The sequence below is a fragment of the Pseudomonas sp. Irchel 3H3 genome (assembly GCF_900187635.1).
Lineage (GTDB): Bacteria > Pseudomonadota > Gammaproteobacteria > Pseudomonadales > Pseudomonadaceae > Aquipseudomonas.
The window spans coordinates 35,245-54,927 of record NZ_FYEC01000007.1 but is presented as its reverse complement, the minus strand read 5'-3'; the positions used below and the strand labels follow the sequence as shown (position 1 = coordinate 54,927).

Annotated in this window: 18 protein-coding genes, 6 tRNA genes and 2 pseudogenes; 5 read left to right on the top strand and 21 right to left on the bottom strand. The window is 60.7% G+C overall.

Translation table 11 applies throughout. From position 1 onward, the window contains the following. Positions 1-13 precede the first annotated feature (13 nt). Positions 14-412, top strand: a complete 399-nt coding sequence (locus CKW24_RS10320) for a PA2817 family protein (protein WP_095167600.1) — start codon at positions 14-16, stop codon at positions 410-412. Positions 413-603: 191 nt separating this feature from the next. On the opposite strand, the gene CKW24_RS10315 is transcribed toward CKW24_RS10320, so the two are convergent. Beyond that, on the bottom strand, positions 604-1,602 hold the full coding sequence (locus tag CKW24_RS10315; protein ID WP_095167599.1) for a LysR family transcriptional regulator: 999 nt from the start codon (positions 1,600-1,602) through the stop codon (positions 604-606). 91 nt (positions 1,603-1,693) lie between these two features. Here CKW24_RS10315 and CKW24_RS10310 point away from each other — a divergent pair, with 91 nt between their 5' ends. Together CKW24_RS10310 and CKW24_RS10305 are read left to right on the top strand one after the other, a co-directional pair. Further along, on the top strand, positions 1,694-2,320 hold the full coding sequence (locus CKW24_RS10310; RefSeq protein WP_095167597.1) for a hypothetical protein: 627 nt from the start codon (positions 1,694-1,696) through the stop codon (positions 2,318-2,320). 81 nt (positions 2,321-2,401) lie between these two features. After that, positions 2,402-3,040, top strand: coding sequence for a LysE family translocator (locus tag CKW24_RS10305; RefSeq protein WP_095167595.1), 639 nt, complete (start codon positions 2,402-2,404; stop codon positions 3,038-3,040). A 42-nt stretch (positions 3,041-3,082) separates the two neighbouring features. On the opposite strand, the gene CKW24_RS10300 is transcribed toward CKW24_RS10305, so the two are convergent. The 10 genes from CKW24_RS10300 to CKW24_RS10255 all read right to left on the bottom strand — a co-directional run bounded on the left by CKW24_RS10300 (position 3,083) and on the right by CKW24_RS10255 (position 7,320). Beyond that, complete coding sequence (locus CKW24_RS10300) at positions 3,083-3,847, bottom strand: ABC transporter ATP-binding protein (protein WP_095167593.1); 765 nt, start codon at positions 3,845-3,847, stop codon at positions 3,083-3,085. Between the two features lie 68 nt (positions 3,848-3,915). Continuing rightward, positions 3,916-4,626: an ABC transporter permease gene (locus CKW24_RS10295; RefSeq protein WP_095167591.1), complete on the bottom strand. Its 711-nt coding sequence runs from the start codon at positions 4,624-4,626 to the stop codon at positions 3,916-3,918. Next, entirely contained in the window at positions 4,623-5,351 is a 729-nt protein-coding gene (locus CKW24_RS10290) for an ABC transporter permease (protein ID WP_095167590.1), read from the bottom strand. Before CKW24_RS10290 ends, CKW24_RS10295 begins: the two co-directional genes overlap by 4 nt. A 56-nt stretch (positions 5,352-5,407) precedes the next feature. After that, positions 5,408-6,190, bottom strand: coding sequence for a transporter substrate-binding domain-containing protein (locus CKW24_RS10285; RefSeq protein ID WP_095167588.1), 783 nt, complete (start codon positions 6,188-6,190; stop codon positions 5,408-5,410). A 479-nt stretch (positions 6,191-6,669) separates the two neighbouring features. Then, positions 6,670-6,745 (bottom strand) — tRNA-Gly (locus CKW24_RS10280). A 2-nt stretch (positions 6,746-6,747) separates the two neighbouring features. Then, positions 6,748-6,823: transfer RNA gene (locus tag CKW24_RS10275), tRNA-Glu, on the bottom strand. 84 nt (positions 6,824-6,907) lie between these two features. Then, positions 6,908-6,983 (bottom strand) — tRNA-Gly (locus tag CKW24_RS10270). A 3-nt stretch (positions 6,984-6,986) separates the two neighbouring features. After that, a tRNA-Glu gene (locus CKW24_RS10265) sits at positions 6,987-7,062 on the bottom strand. Positions 7,063-7,166: 104 nt separating this feature from the next. After that, a tRNA-Gly gene (locus CKW24_RS10260) sits at positions 7,167-7,242 on the bottom strand. A 2-nt stretch (positions 7,243-7,244) separates the two neighbouring features. Then, positions 7,245-7,320: transfer RNA gene (locus CKW24_RS10255), tRNA-Glu, on the bottom strand. A gap of 370 nt (positions 7,321-7,690) precedes the next feature. Here CKW24_RS10255 and CKW24_RS10250 point away from each other — a divergent pair. Then, a complete protein-coding gene (locus CKW24_RS10250; RefSeq protein ID WP_177440614.1) occupies positions 7,691-8,449 on the top strand; it encodes a hypothetical protein in 759 nt (252 codons plus the stop codon). Positions 8,450-8,510: 61 nt separating this feature from the next. On the opposite strand, the pseudogene CKW24_RS28625 reads toward CKW24_RS10250, so the two are convergent. From CKW24_RS28625 to CKW24_RS10235, 4 genes and pseudogenes are all read right to left on the bottom strand, one after another. Further along, positions 8,511-9,107: pseudogene (locus tag CKW24_RS28625) on the bottom strand (methyl-accepting chemotaxis protein); the annotation flags it as partial. A gap of 102 nt (positions 9,108-9,209) precedes the next feature. Continuing rightward, positions 9,210-9,596 (bottom strand): annotated as a pseudogene (locus CKW24_RS28620) (HAMP domain-containing protein); the annotation flags it as partial. 1,014 nt (positions 9,597-10,610) lie between these two features. Then, positions 10,611-11,975 carry a PLP-dependent aminotransferase family protein gene (locus tag CKW24_RS10240; protein WP_095167582.1) on the bottom strand — a complete coding sequence of 455 codons (1,365 nt, stop codon included), beginning with the start codon at positions 11,973-11,975 and terminating at the stop codon, positions 10,611-10,613. A 211-nt stretch (positions 11,976-12,186) separates the two neighbouring features. After that, positions 12,187-12,948 carry an SDR family oxidoreductase gene (locus CKW24_RS10235; protein ID WP_095167580.1) on the bottom strand — a complete coding sequence of 254 codons (762 nt, stop codon included), beginning with the start codon at positions 12,946-12,948 and terminating at the stop codon, positions 12,187-12,189. Positions 12,949-13,180: 232 nt separating this feature from the next. On the opposite strand from CKW24_RS10235, the gene CKW24_RS10230 reads away from it, so the two are divergent. Next, positions 13,181-14,185 carry an NADP-dependent oxidoreductase gene (locus tag CKW24_RS10230; RefSeq protein WP_095167578.1) on the top strand — a complete coding sequence of 335 codons (1,005 nt, stop codon included), beginning with the start codon at positions 13,181-13,183 and terminating at the stop codon, positions 14,183-14,185. Positions 14,186-14,444: 259 nt separating this feature from the next. On the opposite strand, the gene pyrF is transcribed toward CKW24_RS10230, so the two are convergent. The 6 genes from pyrF to CKW24_RS10200 all read right to left on the bottom strand — a co-directional run bounded on the left by pyrF (position 14,445) and on the right by CKW24_RS10200 (position 19,629). Beyond that, positions 14,445-15,146, bottom strand: coding sequence for an orotidine-5'-phosphate decarboxylase (gene pyrF, locus CKW24_RS10225; RefSeq protein WP_162530196.1), 702 nt, complete (start codon positions 15,144-15,146; stop codon positions 14,445-14,447). A gap of 163 nt (positions 15,147-15,309) precedes the next feature. Further along, positions 15,310-16,362, bottom strand: a complete 1,053-nt coding sequence (locus CKW24_RS10220; RefSeq protein WP_095167576.1) for an AI-2E family transporter — start codon at positions 16,360-16,362, stop codon at positions 15,310-15,312. 72 nt (positions 16,363-16,434) lie between these two features. After that, a complete protein-coding gene (locus tag CKW24_RS10215) occupies positions 16,435-17,241 on the bottom strand; it encodes a DUF4892 domain-containing protein (RefSeq protein WP_095167574.1) in 807 nt (268 codons plus the stop codon). 23 nt (positions 17,242-17,264) lie between these two features. After that, complete coding sequence (locus CKW24_RS10210) at positions 17,265-17,924, bottom strand: glutathione S-transferase family protein (RefSeq protein WP_095167572.1); 660 nt, start codon at positions 17,922-17,924, stop codon at positions 17,265-17,267. 50 nt (positions 17,925-17,974) lie between these two features. Next, a complete protein-coding gene (locus CKW24_RS10205) occupies positions 17,975-18,832 on the bottom strand; it encodes an alpha/beta hydrolase (RefSeq protein WP_095167570.1) in 858 nt (285 codons plus the stop codon). After that, positions 18,823-19,629 carry an alpha/beta fold hydrolase gene (locus tag CKW24_RS10200; protein ID WP_095167569.1) on the bottom strand — a complete coding sequence of 269 codons (807 nt, stop codon included), beginning with the start codon at positions 19,627-19,629 and terminating at the stop codon, positions 18,823-18,825. Before CKW24_RS10200 ends, CKW24_RS10205 begins: the two co-directional genes overlap by 10 nt. Positions 19,630-19,683: the final 54 nt, after the last annotated feature.

Genomic DNA, 19,683 nt, shown 5'->3' with positions numbered 1-19,683 from the left:
GAGGACTCCCGTTATGCTCGACCAAACTCTCGTCCAGCTCGACCTCCTGCGCAGTATCCTGGTCGCTGTCGGTGAAGCCGAGCAGGTCCCGGAAGAAAGCCATGCGCTGTTCCTGGAACGCTTCGATGAACTGCGTGCCGCCCTGCCGATCGATCCGATCGAAAGCCAGTACCTGGGCCAGGACCTGATGTGCCAGATCATCCAACGCTACCCGCAAATCGCCCATATGGTCCCACGCGACCTGCTGTGGTACTTCGCCGGTGACTGCCTGCACTACATGCCCGACGATGAGATCGACCTGTACCAAGCCCTGGAAGAACGTCGCTTCGAAGCCGAACAGAACGACGAACCTTTCGACTGGAACCAGGAAAAACAACTGCTGGCCCTGTCGAACCAGGACAGCAAGCACTGATCAACAGCAGGAAGCGAACCTCCTACAGCACAGCCAAGCAGGCCGACCGCTAGGTCGGCTCATTGAAGGGCGGCGAGGACTGTGTCCTCGAACGCAGCCTCGCGGGCTCGGCAGCTGCTACGGGGGATTGGCGGAAATCGCCATCGCGGGCAAGCCCGCTCCCACAGAAATGTCCCCCCTCCCGCACTACCTCAGAACAACCCCTCACTCTCCGGCAACTCATAGTGCGCAACAAACGTACCCACCCCTGCCGATTTCCCGGGCTTACTCAGCGTCGGCTCTTTCTCCAGGCACTCCACCAGATAGTCAATGAACACCCTCAGCTTGGGCGGCAGGTAGCGCGTCGGCGAATGCAGCAACCAGGCGCCACCACTGTAGGAAGCGAGAAAGCTCCAGTCCGCTAGCACCTGCACGATCAACCCCTGCTCAAGGGCATGCCGGGCGGTGAAGTACGGCAGGCTGCCAATGCCGATATGCTGCAACACGGCCCCCAGGCGCACCCCGGTGTGATTGGCCGCATATCGCCCGCGCACGCCGACGGTCACCGCCTTGCTGCCTCGCTTGAACTTCCAGCGCGCATCGCTCGGCGTTTCCCCCAGGTAGATGCAACTGTGATTCAGCAGGTCGTGAGGATGGCTCGGCGTACCGTGCTCCGCCAGGTACTGCGGCGTCGCACACAGCAGGTGGTCGATGGTCAGCAACTGACGCCCCACCAGTCCCACCGGTGGGCGGTCGGTGATGCGGATCGCCAGGTCGACATGGTCGTCGATCAGGTCGACCTCGCGATCCTCCAGGAGCAACTCGACATCGACCTTGGGGTAGCGCCGCAGAAACTCTGGCATATGCGGATGGATCACAAACCGCCCCACAGCCTTGGGCACGCTGACCCGCACCAACCCTTCGGCCTCCTGGGTAAACTGGCCACTGATTTCCATGACCGAACGGGCGGCGCTGACCATCTCCTGGCAGCGTTTGAACACCTCTTCGCCGCCATCGCTCAGGCGCAACTTGCGCGTGGTGCGTTGCAGCAGCCGGGTGGCCAGGGCCTTTTCCAGGCGCGAGATGCTCCGGCTCACCGCCGAGGGAGAAGAACCCAGCTGGCGCGCCGCTTCCGAGAAGCTGCCGGTCTCGACCACCTTGACGAAAATCGCCATTTCACCCAACAGCGGTAACGGTAGATTTATGCTCACAGCGCAACAGTCCTTTGATGTTTGAACGGATTATCACGCTATTGCGCCATCCATATAATAAAAAACGGAAATTTTGATAAGAGCCTGGAATATGACGCTTCGCCTGTTCTTCCACAGCGATGAACACAGTGCCAACGTGGAAGTCCTGGAGTGCACGCCCTACGAGAACGAATTTGCCGTCGTACTGCGTGCCACGCTGTTCCATCCCCAAGGTGGCGGTCAACTCTGCGACACCGGCTGGATCGGTGAAAGCCAGGTCCTGCGGGTGGTTCAGGAGCCCGAGCGCATCGTGCACTACGTCGATCGGCCCATCAGCCCCGGCATGACCCGCATCCGCCTCGACGAGCAACGTCGCCAGCTCAATACCCGGCTGCATACGGCCGGGCACTTGATCGGGCACTTTGCCGAAACCCTAGGCTGGATTCCGATCAAGGGTCATCACTGGCCAGGTGAAGGACGGGTGACGTTCAAGCCGGGCGAGACGCCCACAGAGTTCGATGCCAGTGCCCTGCAAGACGCTCTGGCCCAGTGGATTGAAGACGACCTGCCGCGCCTGACCTCGCTGCGCGAAGGCGCGCGGGAAATCAGTTTTGGTGAACTACCGGCCTACGGTTGCGGCGGCACCCATGTGCGGCGCCTGCAGGAACTCGGCACGGTGACCATCGCCAGCCTCTCGCAGAAGAAAGGCACGCTGTCGGTGCGCTACGACGTCAGCTGACCCCCGACCTGTCCCTCACCTGAAAGCACACGTTACCGGCATGCTCGCCAGAGCATGCTCCCCCTACCTGCTGGAGTTGAGATGCTTTCGAATTATCTGGGTGAGTTCCTGGCGTTGGCGACCATCCACTTTCTCGCCGTGGTGGCCCCGGGGCCGGATTTTGCGGTGACGATCCGCCAGAGCGTGAGGTTTGGCCGCTGGGTGGGGATCTGCACTGCGCTGGGTATTGGCGCGGGCATTTCAGTGCATGTGCTGTACACCGTGCTCGGCGTCGGCGCACTGATGCACACCACGCCCTGGTTGCTGACGGTGGCCAAGGTGCTGGGGGGTGGCTACATCGTTTATCTGGGCGTGAGCCTGCTGCGCAGCAAACCCAAGTCGACGCTTGACAGCGAACCGGCCGCCACCATAGCCGAAGCCCCGCAGAGCCTGGGCAAAGCCTTTACCACCGGCTTCCTGACCAACGCCACCAATCCCAAGGCAACGCTGTTCTTTCTGGCGATCTTCACCACGCTCATCAGCGCCACCACGCCGCTGGAGGTGCAGGCGCTGTACGGACTGTGGATGTGTTTGGTCAACGCCCTGTGGTTTGTCCTGGTGGCACTGTTCTTTTCCAGCAACCGGGTGCGCCAGCAGTTCATGCGCATGGGCCACTGGTTCGAACGGACCATGGGCGTGATCCTGATTCTGTTTGCCGGACGCCTGCTGCTCTCGCTGTAACAAACTGCACGCGCCCAGCCCCGCGGCCGGACGCGCACGCAGTTACTTCAGATTACCGCTGAGAAACTGTTGCAGGCGCTCGCTCTTCGGATTACCCAGCACCTCCTCCGGCGCCCCCTGCTCTTCGACTCGCCCTTGATGCAGGAACAGCACCTGGTTGGAGACCTTGCGCGCAAAGCTCATTTCATGGGTGACCATGATCATCGTCCGCCCCTCTTCGGCCAACCCCTGGATCACCTTGAGCACCTCCCCCACCAACTCCGGGTCCAAGGCCGAAGTGGGCTCGTCGAACAGCATGACTTCCGGCTCCATTGCCAGCGCACGGGCGATCGCCACCCGCTGCTGCTGGCCACCGGAGAGGAACGCCGGATACTGCTCTGCCACACGAGCCGGCAGGCCGACCTTTTCCAGATAACGGCGGGCCCGCTCTTCAGCCTCTTTCTTGCTGACACCCAGCACCCGGCGCGGCGCCATGCTGATGTTTTCCAGCACCGTCATGTGGCCCCACAGGTTGAAGTGCTGAAACACCATCGCCAGGCGCGTGCGCAGGCGTTGCAACTCGGCGTCGTCGGCCACGCGCATGCCATGGTGATCCTTGACCATGCGAATCGACTTGCCGTCCAGGCTCATGGCACCGTCGTTGGGGGTTTCGAGAAAGTTGATGCAACGCAAAAAGGTGCTCTTGCCCGAACCACTGGCGCCGATCAGGCTGATCACATCCCCGGTCTTGGCTTTGAGGGAAACCCCCTTGAGCACTTCGTGGCTACCGTAACTCTTGTGCAACTCTTCAATGGTCAGTTTGTACATGGGCGCAAACATCCAGAAAGAAAAAAGGTAAGTCGCGGCGCATCGGTCGCAGACGGTGACTGCAGCCCTTAATGGGCTGGACCGAGAAATGCCAGCCAGCGGCGTTCGGCAACCCGGAACAGACCGACCAGGGCAAAGGTTACGGCCAGGTAGATCAACGCGGCGATGCCGAACGACTGGAACGTCAGGAAGGTTGCCGAGTTGGCGTCCCGCGCGACTTTCAGGATGTCCGGGATGGTCGCGGTGAAGGCCACGGTGGTGGAGTGCAGCATCAGGATCACTTCGTTGCTGTAGTAGGGCAACGAACGGCGCAGGGCCGAAGGCATGATCACGTAGGCATACAGCTTCCAGCCCGTCAGGCCATAGGCCTTGGCAGCCTCGACTTCGCCGTGGTTCATGCTGCGAATCGCCCCGGCGAAAATCTCCGTGGTGTAGGCGCAGGTGTTCAGGGCGAAGGCCAGGATCGTGCAGTTCATCGCGTCGCGAAAGAACGCATCGAGCACCGGTTGCGCGCGGATCGCGGCGAGGCTGTAGATCCCCGTATAGCAGATCAGCAACTGGATATACAGCGGCGTGCCACGGAACAGGTAGGTGTAGAACTGCACCGGCCAGCGGATGTAGAAGTGCGGTGAAACCCGGGCAATCGCCAGCGGGATCGACACCAGGAAGCCGATGCAGATCGAGGCGCTGAGCAGCCACATCGTCATCGCCAGGCCGGTGATGTGGTAGCCGTCACTGTAGAAGAACGGCTTCCAGTACTCCTGCAAGAGCTCAATCATCGCACTGCCTCCCGGGAACCTGCCGCGTAGTGCTGCTCAAGCCAGCGCAGGACGACATTCGACGCGCTGGTGATCAGCAGGTAGATCAGCGCCGCCAACACCAGAAAAAAGAACAACTGATAAGTACTCTTGCCGGCGTCCTGGGCGGCCTTGACCAGGTCGGCCAGGCCGATGATCGACACCAGCGCGGTGGCCTTGAGAATCACCATCCAGTTGTTGCCAATGCCGGGCAAAGCGAAACGCATCATCTGCGGGAAGACCACGAAGCGAAAGCGCTGCGCACGACTCAGGCCGTAGGCGGTGGCAGCTTCCATCTGGCCACGGGGCACGGCGAGGATCGCGCCACGGAAGGTCTCGGTGAAATAGGCGCCATAGATAAAGCCCAGGGTGATGACCCCGGCGCCAAATGGATTGATCTCGATGTATTCCCACTCCATGGCCACCGTAAAACTGGTCAACCAGGTTTGCAGGCTGTAGAAAATCAACAGCATCAGCACCAGGTCCGGCACCCCACGAATCAAGGTGGTGTAGAGCTGGGCGGGAATTCGCAACAGTTTGAGGCTGGACAGCTTGGCGCTGGCGCCGAGCAGACCGAGCAGCACACTCAGCAGTAGGGACAAAATCGATAACTTGACGGTCATCCAGCTGCCTTCCAGCAACAGAGGGCCAAAACCCTGCAAGCTGAATGCGGAAAGCCCGAGCGTCTGTAAGAGAGCTTCGAACATAATTCACAGGACCTATAGCGATAAAGAAGCGCCCTCCCCGAGAAGGGCGCGGGACGTTATTTGCCGCTGTAGAGATTCAGATCACCGAAGTGTTTTTTCTGGATCGCCGCGTAGGTGCCGTCATCGTGCAGCGCCTGGATGCCTTTATTGATCAGGGCCTTGAGTTCGGTGTTGCCCTTGGCAATACCCACCGCGGTCTTGGCCGGTAACAGTGGACTGTCGACGGGCGGGCTGACTTCGTAGTCGACACCTTGTGGCGACTTCAAGAAGCCCAGCTCGGCTTGCAGCATGTCCTGGATCGAGGCGTCGAGACGGCCGGAAATCAGGTCAGCGTAGACCTGGTCCTGGTTGGCGTAGGCCTGGGTTTCCACGCCAGCCTTGTCCAGTACTTGCTTGGCATAGGCCTCTTGAATGGTGCCCTGCTCGTAGCCGACTTTTTTGCCCTTGAGCGAAGCCAGGTCGATACCTACAGTGGAACCCTTCTTGTAGACCAGGGCAGTTGGCCCGGAGAACAGCTCACTGGAAAAATCGATGACTTTTTCCCGAGCCGGGGTAACGGTCATCGAGGAAATCACACCGTCGAACTTGTTGGCCTTGAGCCCGGGAATCGTGCCGTCAAAATCACTTTCTACCCACCGGCACTTGACCTTCAACTCGGCGCAGATCGCGTTACCCAGATCGATATCGAAGCCCACCAGGCTGCCATCGGCGGCCTTGGATTCGAAGGGTGCATAAGAAGGATCGACGCCAAAACGCAGCTCCTTGTAGTCCTTGGCCAGGGCAGCACCGGCAGCCAGGCAGAGGGTCAGCGCAGAAAGGGTCAGCAATGTTCTTTTCATTATTATCAATTCCTAAAACCATGACGGGCGCTTGTGACCCATGGATACGGTCAGGGACTGCGCGCAAGACGCTAAACCTGATCCCGAACCTCAAGCGCTAGCTTCAAAAGCAATCCAGTGCGCCGAGCTTCGACCTCAACACTTACACACATAGACTTACTTGTACGTACAAGCATATGCAATCACTCAGCCAACTCCCCCGCGCAAGGCCAAACCGCCCCAGGCGAAAGGCACGCAAGCCCACAGGCACGGGGGGTTCGCCGTACATAAACAGTGTATTGAGGATCAGGCCGTTCAAGGTTCAGACTGTTACCCGGTGCGCACTTCGCCCGGTATTGGTGCGTCCGGTAACAATTTGAGAGGTTTAATGGCGAGGGGAAACACCCGGTGGGCAGCAGGTATTGCCACTTGAATGGCGAGGCAAGAAAAAACCCACGCACACAAAAACGCCGCTCGATGAGCGGCGTTTTTGATGAATATGGAGCGGGAAACGAGACTCGAACTCGCGACCCCGACCTTGGCAAGGTCGTGCTCTACCAACTGAGCTATTCCCGCAATGGCGTCCCCTAGGGGACTCGAACCCCTGTTACCGCCGTGAAAGGGCGGTGTCCTAGGCCACTAGACGAAGGGGACACAGCAACTACTACCCGCAACACATGGCGTGTGCTGCGGTGACCAACAAAAACGCCACTCACTGAGTGGCGCTCTCGTTAAATTTGGAGCGGGAAACGAGACTCGAACTCGCGACCCCGACCTTGGCAAGGTCGTGCTCTACCAACTGAGCTATTCCCGCAAATGGCGTCCCCTAGGGGACTCGAACCCCTGTTACCGCCGTGAAAGGGCGGTGTCCTAGGCCACTAGACGAAGGGGACACGCTACCCGGAACACATGGTGTGTGTTTCGGTGTCCAGAGCCGCATCCGAAGACTTGGTTCTGGTTTCACTCAGCACCGCCCGAAAGCACTGCTGTTTAAAATTGGAGCGGGAAACGAGACTCGAACTCGCGACCCCGACCTTGGCAAGGTCGTGCTCTACCAACTGAGCTATTCCCGCATTGGCGTCCCCTAGGGGACTCGAACCCCTGTTACCGCCGTGAAAGGGCGGTGTCCTAGGCCACTAGACGAAGGGGACACAGCTACAACTTCACTCCCTACCGCGTTTTGCTGTTCGCTTTACGCTGTAAGTGGCGCGCATTCTATGGATGGATTGAGGGGTCGTCAACCCCCCGATATAAATTTATTTAAATCAATGACTTCGCTGTCCTTTGTGGGACGTTTCGGGGTTTTCGGCCGACCGGTGTTTGACGCCTATATTCTGGCACTCGCCAAGGCGCTATAGTCCTTGGCACACCGATAGTGGCATTGTGCATCCATCGACCACCTACCCCTATCGACCGCTGCAGGGCCCGTTTCAACTCGTCGCACCGCCCTATCCGCCCCCAGGCTTAGCCACTACACTCGCACCCAAACCCAATAAAGAGGTCTTCACGGTGACACCACTCATGATCACCCTGCTAGTAATAGTCGGGATCGCACTACTGATCGCTATTGGCTACATGAACAATGTGGTGGAAAACAACAAGCTGCAAAAGGCCCGCACCAAGGTTGAACTCAATGACCGCTTGCGCCGCTGCGGCGAAATCACCGAGACCTTCCCCGGCCAGTTGATGACACCGGCCCTCAAGTTGCTGCTGGCTCGCCTGGAACTGAACGTCTGCCAGCGCATGCTCAATCTGGAGAAATCCAGCACCCCCTTGAAAAGCCGCATCGAAGAGTTGAAGGCCTTGATTGCCCAGGGCGAATCGATTCCGGTGAACAACCGGCCGGCGCCGATCCTGACCGAGGCCAAGGCCAAGGACGTACGTTTCCTGCTCGAAGCCTTGCATGGACAGGTCACCCGCGCCGCCCACGATGGTTTCCTGCCCACCAACGAGGCAAAAAGCTGGATTCGTGAAATCCGCCACATCCTGGTGTTGCTGCACATCGAGTTTTTCAGCAATCTGGGCCAGCACGCCCTGCAACAGGAACAACCTGGCCAGGCGCGCCTGGCATTCGAGCGTGGCGTGCAGTACTTGCGCAAACAACCCGATCCGCAGGCCTACAGTGAACAGTTGAAGTTCCTGGAAAAACTCCTGGCCCGCGCCAACTCCATGGTGCTGACCAACATTGCCCCGGTTGAAGGTGACGTGAATGAGTTGACCGAGGGCCTCAAGGAAGTCGAGGCCGATGCAGACTGGAAGAAGAAAGTCATCTACGACTGATATCACCTTCGAGGATCGCAGGTCAGTACTGGCCTGCGATCCTCCTGCTACGCCCCCCGCCCTACAGCCTGAAATGCCCGACCATTCCCTTCAGCTCCACACCCAACTGCGCCAGCTCAATGCTCGACGCGGCATTGCCCTGCATGGCCAGCGAGGATTGATCGGCACTGGCACGGATGCTGGTGACGCTGCGATTGATCTCTTCGGCCACCGAACTCTGCTGCTCGGCTGCGGCCGCGATCTGCTGGTTCATCTGCTGAATCAGCGAAACGGCCGCAGCGATACTGCCCAGTGCGCTCTCGGTCTGCAGCGCATCACTGACCGCCAGCTTGACCAACTCGCCACTGTTCTCGATCTGCTGCACTGAAGACTGCGCGGCGCCGCGCAGGGAAGACACCAGGCGCTCGATTTCCTCGGTCGACTGCTGGGTGCGCTTGGCCAGCGCGCGGACCTCATCGGCCACCACGGCAAAGCCCCTGCCCTGCTCGCCTGCCCGCGCCGCCTCAATGGCGGCGTTGAGGGCCAGTAGATTGGTTTGCTCGGCCACGCTCTTGATCACGCTGAGGACACTGCCAATGTTCTGGATCTCGGCGCTCAAGCTCTCGATGCTGGAGCTGGCCGACGTCGCCGAGTCTGCCAGTTGTTCGATCCGCTGCATGCTCTGACGCACCACCTGCTGGCCGGACTCCACCTTGCTGTCAGCGATTTGGGCAGCCTGCGCCGCTTCCTCGGCATTGCGCGCCACGTCGTGCACCGTGGCCGTCATCTGATTCATGGCGGTGGCAACTTGGTCGGTTTCTTCTTTCTGGCTGCTGACTTCAAGATTGGTCTGCTCGGTCCCTGCCGACAGCGACTGCGCGGAGCTGGCCAGTTGCTCGATGCCCGCCTGCAGGCCACTGACGATCCGGCTCAATCCCGCGCCCATCTGCTGCATGGCCTGCATCAGCTGGCCGATTTCATCACGCCGGGTCACCACTACACTGGCACTCAAGTCGCCAGCGGCAATTTGCTCGGCCAGTCGGATTACGCTGCGCAAAGGGCTAACGATCAGTCGGGTGATCAGCCAGGCGGCGATCAGTCCGACCACCAAGGCCAAGGCCGACGACACAATGATCAGCAGCGAGTTTTGCTGCAACTCTGCCTGCATCGCCTGGTCTTGTGCGGCGTAAGCCTGATCGACCCGCTGCACCACTTCGCCAGCACGTGCATGTAACTGTTGATACACCTGTTGTTCGCGAGCCAGGAGTTCGGTGTACTCCGCCAGTTTTTCGGTGAAACTGGCGATGTGCCCGGCCACCTCGCCGAGTACAGTCTGGTAACCGCCATCCTTGACCACCTGCATCAGCGCTTGCGCCTGGCTCAACGCCTGGTCAGCCTGCTCGATCTTGCCCTGCTCGCTATCCTGCGTGGTGGCCTTGCGGCTCTGGTCCAGGCGGACCCGCGCCTCGTTCATTGCCTGCAGCATCAACTTCGAGACCTGACTGACCTGGCTGGCTTGCTCGATAAATTCACCACCCTCCTTGCCGGCCGACTCCTTGAGTATGTAGGCGCCATCGTCAGCCAGCCCCGCCTGCAATACATCCAGGTTGTTGGCCACGCTTGCGACCGACCAACTGGCCATTTCCAGCGCCAGGTCCTTGGCCGAAGTCAGCTCGACAAATTCATCGAAGGCCTTGCGATAGGCGCCCAGGGAATGCTCGACCTCATTCATCACCGGGGCATTGACCGCCGACCGCGCCTTGAGCTCGGCGGTCAGGTTGAGCAAGCCGTCAAGGCCCTGGCGCAAGGCCTCGGCGGTTTTGTCATCGGCGTGCAAGGCATACTCCTGCTCCAGCAGACGCACCTTGAGCAGGCCACTGTTGAGCGCCGACATTTGCTTGAGCCCGTCGAAACGCTGGCTGATGGTGTGCAGCGACCAGACCCCGATAGCCGCTACCAGGGCAGTCAACAGCAACACCAGGATAAAACCCAGTCCCAGTTTTTTCGCCATGCCGAGGTTGGCGAAATATCCTTGCGCGCCTGAAATCATTGCTCGTCACCTTCTTCCAGTGGCCAATGGCAATGGGGGCCATTTTCTCTCCCGGCAGGGTCGCAACCGGGGCCCCTCAAGCACAAGTCTCGGCTGCCGCAATCATGGCAAAAAGCTATGTATGCGTCGCTTTCAGAACGCTTGAGGTCGATCCTCCAATGCGCAGGCCTGAAAGAACGCCAATGCTTGTGAGTCGCCGGCATAGGCCACATTGATGCGCAACCAATCGCCGGCCTCGCCGCTGGGGCTGAATTCAGCGCTGCCAGCCAGGGCAATACCGTGTCGCTGCGCGAGGGCGCGTACGTGTTTCGCTGCACAAGCCCTGGGCCTGGCCCAGATATACAGCCCCCCCGAAGGTCTGCCAAAGACTTCCCAGTCCGCGTCCTCCAGCACCTGCAGTGACGCGTTCAGCTCGCGCTTCAAACGCAGCCGCTGGCGCTGCACCAGCTTGCGATATGCCCCGTTGGCCAGAAGGGTATGGAGCACCGCTTCACTGAAACAGGAGACGCCCAGACTGGTGATCCGCTTGACCTGCGCCAGGCGCGCCACCAGAGCCTGATTGGCCACGACATAGCCGACCCGCAGCGAGCTGCTGAGGGTCTTGGAAAAACTGCCGAGGTAGATCACACAGCCAGCGTTATCCAGCGCGGCCAGACGAGTCGCACTGCGCCCGTGAAAATCGCCATAGACGTCATCTTCGACAATGCACAGCCCATATTGAGCGGCCAGCTCCAGCAGGCGTTGCGCCACAGCGAGGACCAGGCAACTGCCGGTAGGATTGTGAAACTGGCTGTTGATGAACAGTGCGCGCGGCTGATGGACTGCCAAGAGCGACTCAAGCACCTGGATGTCCGGCCCACGCGGGGTACGCGGCACCTCGAGCATCCGCACACCTGACAACCGCAATTGCTCGAACAGGTTCGAATGACCGGGCGTTTCCACCACCACACAATCACCGGGTTTGAGCAGGGTGCGGATGATCAGGTCCAGCCCATGGGTGGCGCCGGCAGTGGTGAGCACCTGGGACTGCTCGGCGACGATCGAAATCTGTTTCAGGCGCTTGAGAATCTGCAGGCGCAGGGCCGGCAAGCCATACACCGAGCTGTAGCTGAACAACCCCTGCATATCGGTGCGTGACATCTGCCGGATCGCATACCCGAGGTCATCGCTTTCGCGCCAGCTTTGCGGCATGCCGGCACATCCCAGGGGCAACGGGCTTGCCCCGGCAGCGAGCACTTCTTCAGAGCTGCACGGGAGCAGCGGCGTGACAACGAAATAGCTTGAACCATGACGCGATGCAAGCACGCCCTGCGCCACCATGCGCTCGTAGGCTTCTATCACGCAGGATTGGCTGAGCAGGTTGTCCCGGGCCAGTTGGCGAACAGAGGGTAAACGCGTGCCAGGCTCGATGGCACCCTGGCGAATTCTGCCGGCAAGCGCATCAACCACCTGCTGCACGACGGGGACCAGCGCCTGACGATCGATTCTCAATTCCATGAGAAATCAGCTCCAAATGTTTTAGATTATTTCCTCGATCAGTTAAGCACAGCCTGCCTGTCCGCTTGACGCGGCACCCGGTCAAAACCCCCTCGCCCTAACCCCTTGAAACACATTCACCAAAGACACAAAAAAGCCCACAGGAATGCGGGCTTGCTCTTACATAAGTTCCAGTGGTTGCACTGCAGAAAACTCGGCTTTCCTCAGTCCATCAAAAAGCCGTCACCCCACCATCCACGGCCAACGAATGGCCTGTGGTAAACGCCGCGCCATCGCTGCACAGGTACAGCACCGCACTGGCAATTTCTTCCACCTTGCCTATACGTCCCACCGGGTGCATGGCGGCAGCGAAGTCGGCCTTTTTCGGATCGGCCTCGTAGGCCCGACGGAACATGTCGGTATCAATCACCGCAGGACACACCGCATTGACCCGGATCTTTTTCTTCGCATATTCGATGGCGGCCGACTTGGTCAGGCCGATCACCGCGTGCTTGGACGCAGCGTAGATGCTCATCTTAGGTGCCGCCCCCAGGCCGGCCACCGAGGCGGTATTGACGATGGCGCCACCGCCCTGGGCCAGCATCAAAGGCAGTTGATGTTTCATGCACAGCCAGACACCTTTGACATTGACCCCCATGATCGCGTCGAACTCATCGAGCGTGCCCTCGGCCAGCTTGCCCTTTTCGATCTCGATCCCGGCGTTGTTGAAGGCGTAATCAATTCGGCCATAAGTACTCACGGCTTGCGCCATCAGGTTTTGCACGTCGCTTTCCTGGGTCACGTTGCAACGCACAAACACTGCCTCGCCACCGGCCGCACGAATCAGTTCGACCGTGCCCTCTCCCCCCGCCACATCGAGATCCGCCACCACCACTTGCAAGCCTTCGGCGGCAAATGCCTGGGCAGTCGCACGGCCGATACCGGCGGCCGCACCGGTCACCAACGCTACCCGGCCAGAAAACGTCATGCTCATTGTTGTGTCCTCGAAAAATGGGAGTGAACGCGTTTTGCCAGTCTAGCCACCCGGCCCTGTCGCACGTCAGCACTATCAGAAGGCCGGTTGATCGCTCATGAGTAGCAGTGATGAATAGGCCCACCGAACTATCACTGCGTTGGATCGAGCCGTATTCGCTGGATCAGCAAACCTTGCGACATCGGCCATGAGGGTCTATCAATCAGACTTCCTTCACCCTTGAGTACCCGCCATGACTGCCCAGACCAACCGCCAATTCCTGCTCGCCAAACGCCCGGTGGGGGCGGCAAACCGCGAAACCTTTACCTATCAGCAAGTACCGGTGGGCGAACCGGCGGCGGGCCAGATCCTGGTCAAGAACGAGTACCTGTCGCTGGACCCGGCCATGCGCGGCTGGATGAACGAAGGCAAGTCCTACATCGCGCCAGTGGGCATTGGCGAAGTCATGCGTGCCTTGGGCGTGGGCCAGGTCATTGCCTCCAACAACCCCGGGTTTACCGTGGGCGATTACGTCAACGGCGCACTAGGGGTGCAGGACTACTTCCTCGGTGAGCCGCGCGGTTTCTACAAGGTCGATCCGAAACTGGCGCCACTGCCACGTTACCTGTCAGCGCTGGGCATGACCGGCATGACCGCTTATTTCGCGCTGCTGGACGTCGGCGCACCCAAGGCCGGTGAAACCGTGGTGCTGTCTGGCGCCGCCGGAGCGGTCGGCAGCATCGCCGGGCAGATTGCCAAACTCAAAGGTTGCCGCGTGGTGGGCATTGCCGGGGGGGCCGACAAGTGCCGGTTCCTGATTGACGAACTGGGTTTCGACGGGGCCATCGACTACAAGAGTGAGGACGTGGTGGCCGGTCTCAAGCGCGAATGCCCGAAAGGCGTGGACGTGTACTTCGACAACGTCGGCGGCGACATCCTCGACGCTGTACTGAGCCGCCTGAACGTCAAGGCCCGCGTGATCATCTGCGGCGCCATCAGCCAGTACAACAACAAGGAAGCAATCAAGGGGCCGGCCAACTACCTCTCGCTGCTGGTCAACCGGGCACGCATGGAAGGATTCGTGGTGATGGACTACGCCGCACAATTCGCGGCCGCCGGGCAGGAAATGGCCGGCTGGATGGCCAAGGGTCAGCTCAAGAGCAAGGAGGATATCGTTGACGGACTGGAGACGTTCCCGGAAACCCTGATGAAATTGTTCAGCGGCGAAAACTTCGGGAAACTGGTGTTGAAGGTTTAACCCAAGCCAGCACTGCTGGCTTGTCGCACCCTCACCGGCAAGCCAGCCCCTACAGAAGCCACCACCACTCAACAGGCCGAGCGTTGGCTCGCCTGCAGCTCTTGATCTTGAGATAGCCGGGGCGTGGACTGCGTCCTCGAACGCAGCCTCGTGGGCTCGGCAGCTGCAGGGGATTGGGGTATTGCCGAGATCTACGGTGTGGCGCAGGCCGCTATCGCGAGCAAGCTCGCTCCCACAGAAGAGAAATGCGCACCCCCCCCTACAAAGCCAACTCAGCCACAACCGCAGCCAACGCCTTGGCTGGATCAGCCGCCTGACTGATCGGACGACCAATCACCAGATAGTCAGAACCCGCATCCAGAGCCTGGCGCGGAGTAAGGATCCGGCGCTGATCGTCCTGCGCACTGCCCGCCGGACGAATCCCCGGGGTCACCAGTTGCAGCGACGGATGCGCCGCCTTCAAGGCCTGGGCTTCCAGCGCCGAACACACCAGGCCATCCATCCCGGCTTTCTGCGCCAGTGCCGCCAGACGCAAGACCTGCTCCTGCGGCTCGATGTCCAGGCCGATCCCGGCCAGGTCTTCACGCTCCATGCTGGTCAGCACCGTCACGCCAATCAGCAGCGGCTTGGGACCACTACGCTGGTCGAGCACTTCACGGCAGGCCGCCATCATGCGCAAGCCACCGGAGCAATGCACGTTGACCATCCACACACCCATCTCCGCTGCCGCCTTGACGGCCATCGCGGTGGTGTTGGGAATGTCGTGGAACTTGAGGTCGAGAAATACTTCAAAACCCTTGTCGCGCAGGGTTCCGACGATTTCCGCAGCACAACTGGTGAACAGCTCTTTACCGACCTTGACCCGGCACAGCTTGGGGTCCAACTGGTCAGCCAGCTTCAGTGCGGCGTCACGGGTAGGGAAATCCAGGGCGACGATGATAGGAGTCTGGCAGGCGGACATGAGTGGGCTCTCAGGCAAGTCGAAATCGGCGCGCATTGTAGCGGAACGCGAGCCCGTCCGGGACCCGATGATCGGTAAATCATCATCAACGGTGCCCATGACTGAAAAAAAGCCTCAAAGAGCTGACGCGCTCGTTGCCACCCGCGTCAGCCCGCCCTCCCTTTCAGCGCTTGTCTTCAACCCGTGCCTGGCTGTTGCTCCAGTCGATCAGCAGACTATAGGCAACCGCCAGCAAGGTCGGGCCGATGAACAGGCCGATAAAGCCGAAGGCAATCAAACCGCCAAAGACCCCGAGCAAGACGATCACCAACGGCAGATTACCGCCACGGCTGATCAGGTAGGGTTTGAGCACGTTGTCGACGCCACTGATGATGAACATCCCCCAAACACCGAGGAACACCGCAAACCCGTAGTCGCCCTTCCACACCAGCCAGGCCGTAGCCGGAATCCACACCAGGGGTGGGCCCATGGGAATCAGGCTGAGCAGGAAGGTCACGATGCCCAGCACCAGCGCCCCCGGCACACCGGCGATCAGGAAACCGATCAGGGCCAGCACGGCCTGTGCCGCCGCCGTGCCAATGACCCCGTTGACCACCCGCTGCACGGTGCCGGCCACCAACTCGATGTAGTAACCGGCCCGCTCGCCGATCAGGCGTTCCAGCAGACGGTGGACAAAACCCGCCAGCCGCGGGCCATCGCGGTAGAAAAAGAACACGAAGACGATGCTCAGTGTCAGCTCCAGGATACCGCCACCGATCTGCGCACTGCGTGCCAGCAACCAGTTGCCAACCTGCCCCAGATAGGGTTTGACCGTCACCATCAGTGCCGCGCCCTGCTGGTCGACGCTGTTCCAGATACCCACCAGCCGTCCCCCGACCAGGGGAATGGAGCCGAGCCAGACGGGCGCTTCGGGCAGGCCATCGACCTGGACATCCTTGATGAAGACCGTGGCATCGCGCACATGGTCCGCCAGGTTGAAACCCAGCCATACCAGTGGCGCCGCCACCAGCACCATCCAGCCCAGGGTCAGCACGGCGGCGGCCAGGGATTCGCGACCGTTGAGCCAACGGGTCAGCAGGCGCATCAACGGCCAACTGGCGAACGCCAGCACCGCGCCCCAGAACAGCGCCGACCAGAACGGCGCCATCACCCAGAAACTGGCACCGAATAACACCAGGAGCAGGATCTGCACCAACAGGCGATCGTTATTGAGCATGAAAAATCTCGAACAGGGTTAATCGACAAAAGTGCAAGCGAACGGCCCAAGGCACGTTCGCTTGCACAGAGCTTAACGCAAGAGTTCGAAATGCAGGCCAGGGTCTTTCACCTCACCCAGGTCCAACCGCGCACTGCGCACGCCCTGTGCCACCAGCGCCTGACGCCAGGCATCGGCCTGGGCCCCGGAAACACTGACCCGCAACGTGGTATCGAGGTTCAGGCCACGGGACAGCAACGTCACCCACGAGGCCTGGGGTTCCCCGGTCAAGCGTGGCAGGTCCAGCGTGCCTGTGTCCTTGAGTTGCCGTAACAACGTGGCAGAGGTAGGCAACAGTTCGCCCAAGGGGGCACCGGCGTCGAATTGCTCGACATGCAGGTACGCCCGGCGATTGCCTCGCGTGATGCTGTACAGCGCCACCAATGAGTTGTCCTGGGGTGCAGCCAGGCGTAGCAGCAGATAGGCCTGGCCGTTATCGGCACCATAGAGCTTGGCGTTGCCGAAGACTTCGTTGGCCCACAGGCTGCTTTCGCCACAATCACGCGCCTGGCACCAGAACAACAACTCGGCGCCCTGCTTCTGTAAGGCTTCGCGGGCTGCGGTGAAGGCAGCGGTGGCGGAATGTTCCGGTGGCAACTCATAGGTCACCGAGGTCATCTGGCCCCGCGCAGTGACTTGCCCGTCAAACCGCAACTGGCCGCTGATCTTGCGGATCGCACCCATGGGGTAGATCCGCTCCAGCTCGGCGGGCGGACGATAATCGACGATTTGCGCATCGGCCATGCGTGGCACCAGCGGCAAATCCTGGCTGCCCGGCACGTCGGCAGCCGACGCCAACGAACTGCAACAGGCAAGTACGAACAAACTGAAAAAACGCATGCGCTTCAACCTTGAAGAGACTCTCATCGGATCAGCATGGCCTGGGCGCCCTTGATGACACTGGCGTCGTCGATGCGTTGTGGCACCAACAACCCGCGCTGCACTGCCGGGCGCTCGGCCATGGCAGCCATCCAGCGCTGCAAGGCCGGCAAGCCATCAACCGAGACCCCGGACCACTCGTGGCCACGCACCCACGGATAGGTCGCAATGTCGGCAATGCTGTAGGTGTCGGCGAGGTATTCGACGGTTTCCAGACGGCTGTCGAGCACCTCGTACAGGCGGCGGGTTTCGTGCTGGTAACGGTCGATGGCGCCCTGCAGTTTTTCCGCAAAGTAGCGGAAAAACACATTCGCCTGGCCCTGCATCGGGCCGATGCCGCCCATCTGGAACATCAACCACTGGATTACCCGCGAACGCCCTTGTGGGTCGGTGGGCAGCAATTGCCCGCTCAGTTCAGCGAGGTAGAGCAGGATCGCGCCGGATTCGAACACGGCAAAATCGCCGTTGGCGCGGTCGACAATCGCCGGAATCCGGCCATTGGGATTGATCTTGAGAAACGCGGGTGCCTTTTGTTCCTTCTTGTCGAAACTCAGGGCATGCACCGTGTAGGGCATGCCGAGTTCCTCGAGCACGATAGAGACCTTGTGGCCATTAGGGGTCGCAGCGGTGTAGAGATCTATCATGGTTGTCTCCCATTTCAACCCGCCCAGCCTCGACAGTTGCCCGCTGCAAGTCAAGGAATGGCGAAAAAGCGATTGAAACAGTCTGCAACAAGGGTTGCCCCCTCCTCGTCGTTCAAGTGCAAGTGATGCCCGCCTGGCAGCTGTTCGTGGCTAAAGGGTAGACGCTCCAGCAACTCGGGATGCTTGCCGAGCATGCCGTCGGCCGCGACTACCAGGTGCGCCGGACAGCTGATGCGCCGGGCAAAGGACAGCGCCTGCTCACTGGACAGGCGCAGGGGTGAAGGCAGTGTCAGGCGACTGTCAGTGCGCCAGGTGTAGCCGCCCGGCACCGGCATCAGCCCGCGCTCGGCGAGCAACTCAGCCGCTTCACGACTGACCGCCACCAGGCCTTTCATCCTCACTTGCACAGCCTGGTCAATGCTGCTGTAGACCGGTTTGCGCTTGCCTTGCAGGTCCAGTTGCGCCTGCAACGCCATGCCCATGCGCTCGGCAGCATTGTCATGTTCCGCCGTGGGGGGAATCACCCCGTCGATCAACGCCAGGTGCGTCACGCGCTCGGGAATGGCACCCGCCAGCACCACCGAGACAATCGCCCCCATGGAATGGCCAAGCAGGGCAAACCGTTGCCAGCCCATCTGTTCGGCAACGTGCAGCACGTCGTGGGCGTAATCCCACAGGGCATAACCGGCCCCCAGGGGGCGATGCCCGGAATGACCATGCCCGGCCATATCCAGGGCCAACACGCGCAAGCCCTTGAGCCGGGGTGCCAGCCTGGCGAAGCTGTTGGCGTTGTCGAGCCAGCCATGCAGAGCGATCACTGGCAGGCCATCTTCAGGCCCGAACAGGTGGGCCGCCAATTCGATGTGCGGCAGGTTCAGGCGCACCTCGGTGACGCTGCTCACGCGCATTCCCGGTCGCTGCGACCGGCCCAGCGCTGGAACAGCTCCTTGAGCAATCCGGCGGTGTCTTGTGGCCGTTCGAGGGGGAACATGTGGCCGCCGGGCACAGTCAGGGACTCGCCCTGGGGCATGCGGGCCACCGCGCTGGCGTGATGACGCATGACCACCCGGCTCTGCCGCCCACGCACCACCGCCAGCGGCACCTGCAACTGACGCGTACGACCAGGACTGGTGTGCGGCACCCCCCGGTAGATACTGATCTCGGTGGCCGGGTCAAAACGCAACCGCAAACGATCGCCGACCTTGTGCAAACCATGTTGCAGGTAGGCGTCGAAACACTCCGGGTCGAAACCGCGGAACAGGCTCTTGCCGGCAAAGTAATGCCGGGCTGCCTCGAGGTCGGCAAACTCTTCCCGGCGCCCCAGGGTGCGGCCGGCGGGGGTCAGGCGGTCGATTAAACCAAAACGCTTGGCCGCGCGGATCACCCACTGATCGGTACGGGTCAGCACGGGCGAATCAAGCATCACCACCCCGCGGTACAACTGCGGGCAACGCAATGCGGCGTGCAGGTGCAGGACGCCGCCGAAGGAATGCCCCACCCCCCACACCGGGCCTGGTTGCTGCTCCAGGTGATGGATCAACTCGTCCACCAGGTTGAACCAGTTGTCGTCCGCCGGAAACCGTGGGTCATGGGCGTGCTGCTGCAGATGCGCGACTTGATACTCCGGCGCAAGTGCGGCAAACAACTTGCCGTAGGTGCCTGAAGGAAAGCCATTGGCATGGGCGAAAAAAATCTGCTGCGGCATAACGACATATCCATAAACAAAATCAAGGGTTGATTGTCCGCAAGACCCAGGTCC

Excerpts from the sequence above, each read along its gene's own strand:
- CKW24_RS10320 (WP_095167600.1), top strand. The coding sequence starts at position 14 with ATGCTCGACCAAACTCTCGTCCAGCTCGACCTCCTGCGCAGTATCCTG.
- CKW24_RS10310 (WP_095167597.1), top strand. The coding sequence starts at position 1,694 with ATGACGCTTCGCCTGTTCTTCCACAGCGATGAACACAGTGCCAACGTG.
- CKW24_RS10305 (WP_095167595.1), top strand. The coding sequence starts at position 2,402 with ATGCTTTCGAATTATCTGGGTGAGTTCCTGGCGTTGGCGACCATCCAC.
- CKW24_RS10300 (WP_095167593.1), bottom strand. The coding sequence starts at position 3,847 with ATGTACAAACTGACCATTGAAGAGTTGCACAAGAGTTACGGTAGCCAC.
- CKW24_RS10295 (WP_095167591.1), bottom strand. The coding sequence starts at position 4,626 with ATGATTGAGCTCTTGCAGGAGTACTGGAAGCCGTTCTTCTACAGTGAC.
- CKW24_RS10290 (WP_095167590.1), bottom strand. The coding sequence starts at position 5,351 with ATGTTCGAAGCTCTCTTACAGACGCTCGGGCTTTCCGCATTCAGCTTG.
- CKW24_RS10285 (WP_095167588.1), bottom strand. The coding sequence starts at position 6,190 with ATGAAAAGAACATTGCTGACCCTTTCTGCGCTGACCCTCTGCCTGGCT.
- CKW24_RS10250 (WP_177440614.1), top strand. The coding sequence starts at position 7,691 with ATGATCACCCTGCTAGTAATAGTCGGGATCGCACTACTGATCGCTATT.
- CKW24_RS10240 (WP_095167582.1), bottom strand. The coding sequence starts at position 11,975 with ATGGAATTGAGAATCGATCGTCAGGCGCTGGTCCCCGTCGTGCAGCAG.
- CKW24_RS10235 (WP_095167580.1), bottom strand. The coding sequence starts at position 12,948 with ATGAGCATGACGTTTTCTGGCCGGGTAGCGTTGGTGACCGGTGCGGCC.
- CKW24_RS10230 (WP_095167578.1), top strand. The coding sequence starts at position 13,181 with ATGACTGCCCAGACCAACCGCCAATTCCTGCTCGCCAAACGCCCGGTG.
- pyrF (WP_162530196.1), bottom strand. The coding sequence starts at position 15,146 with ATGTCCGCCTGCCAGACTCCTATCATCGTCGCCCTGGATTTCCCTACC.
- CKW24_RS10220 (WP_095167576.1), bottom strand. The coding sequence starts at position 16,362 with ATGCTCAATAACGATCGCCTGTTGGTGCAGATCCTGCTCCTGGTGTTA.
- CKW24_RS10215 (WP_095167574.1), bottom strand. The coding sequence starts at position 17,241 with ATGCGTTTTTTCAGTTTGTTCGTACTTGCCTGTTGCAGTTCGTTGGCG.
- CKW24_RS10210 (WP_095167572.1), bottom strand. The coding sequence starts at position 17,924 with ATGATAGATCTCTACACCGCTGCGACCCCTAATGGCCACAAGGTCTCT.
- CKW24_RS10205 (WP_095167570.1), bottom strand. The coding sequence starts at position 18,832 with ATGCGCGTGAGCAGCGTCACCGAGGTGCGCCTGAACCTGCCGCACATC.
- CKW24_RS10200 (WP_095167569.1), bottom strand. The coding sequence starts at position 19,629 with ATGCCGCAGCAGATTTTTTTCGCCCATGCCAATGGCTTTCCTTCAGGC.